At 68.9% G+C, this 5411-nt stretch carries 5 protein-coding genes; 4 read left to right on the plus strand and 1 reads right to left on the minus strand.

What is annotated here, in order from left to right:
• Window positions 1–8: 8 nt before the first annotated feature.
• Both BGO22_RS13330 and BGO22_RS13335 read left to right on the plus strand, forming a co-directional pair.
• Window positions 9–1190 (plus strand): acyl-CoA dehydrogenase family protein, encoded by a 1182-nt coding sequence (locus BGO22_RS13330; RefSeq protein ID WP_070400617.1) that lies wholly within the window; start codon window positions 9–11, stop codon window positions 1188–1190.
• A 10-nt stretch (window positions 1191–1200) separates the two neighbouring features.
• Window positions 1201–2316, plus strand: coding sequence for an acyl-CoA dehydrogenase family protein (locus BGO22_RS13335; RefSeq protein WP_286851242.1), 1116 nt, complete (start codon window positions 1201–1203; stop codon window positions 2314–2316).
• Between the two features lie 84 nt (window positions 2317–2400).
• On the opposite strand, the gene BGO22_RS13340 is transcribed toward BGO22_RS13335, so the two are convergent.
• Entirely contained in the window at window positions 2401–2958 is a 558-nt protein-coding gene (locus tag BGO22_RS13340) for an HNH endonuclease (RefSeq protein ID WP_070400619.1), read from the minus strand.
• 163 nt (window positions 2959–3121) lie between these two features.
• Between BGO22_RS13340 and BGO22_RS13345 the strand changes: the two genes are divergently transcribed.
• On the plus strand, window positions 3122–4186 hold the full coding sequence (locus tag BGO22_RS13345) for a bifunctional riboflavin kinase/FAD synthetase (protein WP_070400620.1): 1065 nt from the start codon (window positions 3122–3124) through the stop codon (window positions 4184–4186).
• Between the two features lie 117 nt (window positions 4187–4303).
• The coding region (locus tag BGO22_RS13350; protein WP_286851243.1) for a class I tRNA ligase family protein at window positions 4304–5411 on the plus strand (1108 nt) is incomplete at its 3' end.

A 5411-nucleotide genomic window follows, 5' to 3' on the forward strand; every position in this document is an offset into this window, starting at 1 on the left:
GACACACGATGGATCTGGCCTTCACGCCTGAGGAGCAGGCGTTTCGCGACGAGATACGCGCCTGGGTGCGCGCCAACCTGCCCGCCGAGATCAGCCACAAGGTGCACAACGCCCTGCGCCTGACGCGCGACGACATGCAGCGCTGGGCGAAGATCCTGGGCAAGAAGGGCTGGCTGGGCTACGGCTGGCCCCAACAGTTCGGCGGCCCGGGCTGGAGCGCGGTGCAAAAGCACCTGTTCGAGGAGGAATGCGCCCTGGCCGGCGCGCCGCGCATCGTGCCCTTCGGGCCGGTGATGGTGGCGCCGGTCATCATGGCCTTCGGCAACAAGGAACAGCAAGAACGCTTCCTGCCCGGCATCGCCAGCGGCGAGGTCTGGTGGAGCCAGGGCTACAGCGAGCCGGGCTCGGGCTCGGACCTGGCCTCGCTCAAGACGCGCGCCGAGCGCAAGGGCGACAAATACATCGTCAACGGCCAGAAGACCTGGACCACGCTGGGCCAGTATGGCGACTGGATGTTCAACCTCGTGCGCACCAGCACCGAGGGCAAACCGCAGACCGGCATCTCCTTTCTGCTGCTGGACATGAAGTCCAAGGGTGTCTCGGTGCGCCCCATCAAGCTGCTGGACGGCGAATGCGAGGTCAACGAGGTCTTCTTCGACAACGTCGAGGTGCCGGCCGAGAACCTGATCGGCGAGGAGAACAAGGGCTGGACCTACGCCAAGCACCTGCTCAGCCACGAGCGCACCAACATCGCCGACGTGAACCGCGCCAAGCGCGAGCTGGAGCGCCTCAAGCGCATCGCCAAGACCGAGGGCGTGTGGGACGACACCCGATTTCGCGACCAGATCGCGCTGCTCGAGGTGGACGTGGTGGCACTGGAGATGCTGGTGCTGCGCGTGCTCTCGGCCGAGAAGTCGGGCAAGAACTCGCTGGACATCGCCGGCCTGCTCAAGATCCGCGGCAGCGAAATCCAGCAGCGCTACAGCGAGCTCATGATGCTCGCCGCCGGCCCCTACAGCCTGCCTTTCATCGAGGAGGCCATGGAAGCCGGCTGGCAGGGCGACTTTCCCGGCGGCGTGCTGGCCAACGCGCCGCTCGCCTCCACGTACTTCAACATGCGCAAGACCACGATCTACGGCGGCTCCAACGAGGTGCAACGCAACATCGTGGCGCAGACCGTGCTGGGCTGAGGAGACAAGAATGGACTTCGATTTTTCCGACGACCAGGTCGCGCTGCGCGACGCCGTGCAGAAGTGGGTGGAGAAGGCCTACAGCTTCGAGCGCCGGCGCGCCATCGTGCAAGCCGGCGGATTCGACCGCGGCGTCTACCAGGAACTCGCCGACCTGGGCCTGACCGGCCTGCTGGTCGATGAAACCAACGGCGGCCTGGGCATGGGCCCGGTCGAGGCCATGGTGGTGATGGAGGAGCTGGGCCGCGGCCTGGTGCTCCAGCCGCTCGCGCAGACCCTGCTCGTCAGCGGCGTCATCGGCGCCTATGGCGCGGACGACGTGAAGGCCGGCTGGCTGTCCCGCATCGCCAGCGGCGAGGCCCTGGTGGTGCTGGCCCTGCAGGAGCGCGGCGCGCGCTACCGGCTCGACCGCCTCGCCGCCACCGCCAGCCAGGCGGGCGGCGCCTGGACCGTGTCCGGCAACAAGCACCTCGTGGCGGCGGCCGACCGCGCCGACGCCTTCCTGGTGCCCGCCGTGGCCAATGGCCAACCCGCCCTGCTCCTGGTGGAGGCCGACGCCAGCGGCGTGAAGACCACCGGCTATCCCACGCAGGACGGCAGCCGCGCCGGCGACCTGGCGCTGGACAAGGCCCCGGCCGTGCTGGTCACCGCCAATGGTCAGGCCGCGCTGGAGCACGCGGTGGACGTGGGCATCGCCGCCACCTGCGCCGAGGGCGTGGGGGTGATGGAGCAGACGCTGGCGCTCACGGTGGACTACATGAACACGCGCAAGCAGTTCGGCGTGGCCATCGCCAGCTTCCAGGCCCTGCGCCACCGCGTGGCCGACATGAAGATGCAGCTGGAGCTGGCGCGCTCCATGAGCTACTACGCCAGCCTGAAGCTCAACGCCCCCGCGGCCGAGCGCCGCGCCGCCATGGCCCGCGCCAAGGTGCAGCTGGGCAACGCCATGCGCTTCATCGGCCAGCAATCGGTGCAGCTGCACGGCGGCATCGGCGTGACCGACGAGTACATTGGCAGCCACTACTTCAAGAAGCTCACCCAGCTGGAAATGACGTTCGGCGACACCCTGCACCACCTGGGCGAGGTGTCCGGGCGCATGCAGGACACCGCTGGCGTGTTCGCCTGACCCCGCGCCGCGCCTGCGGCGCGTCACCCCCTCAAGGGGGCAACGCCAGCGGCCCGGCAACGCCGGTTCCGCGGCGTTTCTGGGTCAGGCATGCAGGCGCGACGACTTCGGCAGGTGCGCCATCAGGAACTCCATCTGGTCCGCCAGGATGCGGCGGTTGCGCAGGATGAAGTCCTCCCACAGGCTGGGCACGTAGGGCGTATACAGCAGCGGCATGTGCGCCTGCTCGGGCGTGCGGTTGCCCTTGCGGTGGTTGCACGACTTGCAGGCCGTCACCACGTTCATCCAGGTGTCGCGCCCGTTCTGGCCGAAGGGCACGATGTGCTCGCGCGTCAGGTCTTCCTCGTGGAAATGGTGGCCGCAATAGGCGCAGACGTTGCGGTCGCGCGAGAACAGCTTCTGGTTCGTGAGCGTGGGCCGCAGCTCGAAGGGGTTGATGCGCGGCACGCCCTGGGTGCCGATGATCGAATTGACCGTGATCACCGACTGCAGGCCCGTGACGGCGTTGTGGCCGCCGTGGAACACCGCGATCTCGGCACCCGCCTCCCAGCGCACCTCCTCGGCCGCGTAGTGCAACACGGCTTCTTCGAGGCTGATCCAGGACTGGGGCAGTCCCTGCGCCGAGAGTTTCAAGACCTTCAAAACGGGCTCCTTCGTGCGTCAAGACACCGGAAAGACCCGGAACCCGCATGGAGCCCGGGGCCTGCGTTTTCGTGTGCCAATATAACAACCTTCGACGACGAATCCGCGTCCATGCGGGACAAGCCCCCGCGATGTGACAAACCTTCCCGCCCCGCCCTTCCCCATGCAAATCCTCCGCGGCCTCTGGAACCGCCCCCACGGCACGCCCGACGGCGTGCGCGGCTGCGCCCTCACCATCGGCAACTTCGACGGCGTGCACCGTGGCCACCAGGCCATGCTGGCGCTGCTGCGCAACGAGGCCCGCCACCGCGGCGTGCCCAGCTGCGTGATGACCTTCGAGCCGCACCCGCGCGACTACTTCGCCGCCCGCCACCGCAAGCCCGAGCTGGCGCCCGCGCGCATCGCCACCCTGCGCGACAAGCTGGAGGAGCTGCAGCGCTGCGGGGTGGACCGCTGCGTGATCCTGCCCTTCAACGAGCGCCTGGCCTCGCAGACCGCCGCCTCCTTCATCGAGGACACCCTGGTCGGAGCCCTGGGCGTGCGCTACGTGCTGGTGGGCGACGACTTCCGCTTCGGGGCCCAGCGCGCGGGCGACTACGCCATGCTCGACGCGGCCGGCGCGCGCCAGGGCTTCGACGTGGCGCGCATGCAGAGCTACGAGGTGCACGGCCTGCGCGTGTCCAGCTCGGCCGTGCGCGAGGCCTTGGCCGAAGGCCGCCTGGACGACGCCGCCGCCCTGTTGGGCCGGCCCTACGCCATCAGCGGACACGTGGTGCATGGGCGCCAGCTGGGCCGGGCGCTGGCCGAGTCAGCCCCAGGCCGCCACGACGGCTTTCGCACCCTCAACCTGCGCTTCGCGCACTGGAAGCCGGCCGCCAGCGGCATCTTCGCGGTGCTGGTGCACGGCCTGTGGGACGAGCCCCTGCGCGGCGTGGCCAACCTGGGCGTGCGGCCCTCGCTGGACCCGAACGACGTCAACGGCGGGCGTGTGCTGCTGGAAACCCATTGCCTGGACTGGCCCGCGGCCTTGTCCCAGCGCCTGCCCGGCGGGGAGGCCTACGGTAAAATCGTGCGCGTGGAACTGCTGCACAAACTGCACGACGAGCTGAAGTACGACAGCCTCGATGCCCTCACGCAAGGCATCGCCAAGGACGTCGCCGACGCCCGCGCGTTCTTCGAGGCCATGCACGGTCGCACCCACCGGCAGACCACACGCGACCGAATTTGACGACCGCCCCCTGGCGGTGGTTGCCCTTCCACAGGCTCGGGGCACGCGCCCGTCGTCTCCCTTTTCCCGCCCACGCCCCGTGGGCCGAGCTTGGCCCCTGCGATCACGCCACACACCATGTCCGAGACGAAGAACGCCTACCCCGTCAACCTGCTGGACACGCCCTTCCCCATGCGCGGCGACCTGCCCAAGCGCGAGCCGGGCTGGGTCAAGCAGTGGAACGACGAGGGCCTGTACCAGCGCCTGCGCGACGCACGCCGCGGCGCCCCGCTGTTCGTGCTGCACGACGGCCCGCCCTACGCCAACGGCCAGATCCACATGGGCCACGCCGTCAACAAGGTGCTCAAGGACATGATCGTGAAGAGCCGCCAGCTGGCCGGCTTTGACGCGCAGTACATCCCGGGCTGGGACTGCCACGGCCTGCCGATCGAGAACGCGATCGAGAAGAAGCACGGCCGCCACCTCAGCCGCGACGAGATGCAGGCCAAGAGCCGCGCCTACGCCACCGAGCAGATCGACCAGCAGCGCGCTGACTTCAAGCGCCTGGGCATCCTGGGCGACTGGGAGCGCCCCTACCTCACCATGGCCCCGGCCAACGAGGCCGGCGAAATCCGCGCCTTCAAGCGCGTGATCGAGCGCGGCTTCGTCTACCGGGGCCTCAAGCCCGTGTACTGGTGCTTCGACTGCGGCAGCTCGCTCGCCGAATTCGAGATCGAGTACGCCGACAAGCAGAGCGACACGCTGGACGTGGCCTTCGAGACCGACGACGCCGGCCAGTTGGCCGCCGCCTTCGGCCTGGCCGCCCTGCCGCCCGGCAAAAGCGGCTTCGCCGTCATCTGGACCACCACCGCCTGGACCATCCCGGCCAACCAGGCGCTCAACGCCCACCCCGAGCTCAGCTATGCCTTGGTCGACACGCCCAAGGGCTGCCTGGTGCTGGCCGAAACCCTGGTCGAGAAGTGCCTGGAGCGCTTCGGGCTGGAAGGCACGGTCCTGGCCGTCACCAAGGGGGAACAACTGGGCGGCCTGAACTTCCGCCACCCGCTGTACGAGGCGGACAAGGGCTACCGGCGCCTGTCGCCCGTGTACCTGGCCGACTATGTGAGCGACAGCGACGGCACGGGCATCGTGCACTCCTCGCCCGCCTACGGCCTGGACGACTTCAACTCCTGCATCAGCAACGGCCTCAAGGTCGAGGACGTGCTCAACCCCGTGCAAGGCAACG

Source organism: Hydrogenophaga sp. 70-12, assembly GCF_001897365.1.
Classification (GTDB): Bacteria; Pseudomonadota; Gammaproteobacteria; order Burkholderiales; family Burkholderiaceae_C; genus Hydrogenophaga; species Hydrogenophaga borbori.

Coding starts and splice junctions, on each gene's coding strand:
- BGO22_RS13330 (WP_070400617.1), top strand. CDS start 9: ATGGATCTGGCCTTCACGCCTGAGGAGCAGGCGTTTCGCGACGAGATA.
- BGO22_RS13335 (WP_286851242.1), top strand. CDS start 1,201: ATGGACTTCGATTTTTCCGACGACCAGGTCGCGCTGCGCGACGCCGTG.
- BGO22_RS13345 (WP_070400620.1), top strand. CDS start 3,122: ATGCAAATCCTCCGCGGCCTCTGGAACCGCCCCCACGGCACGCCCGAC.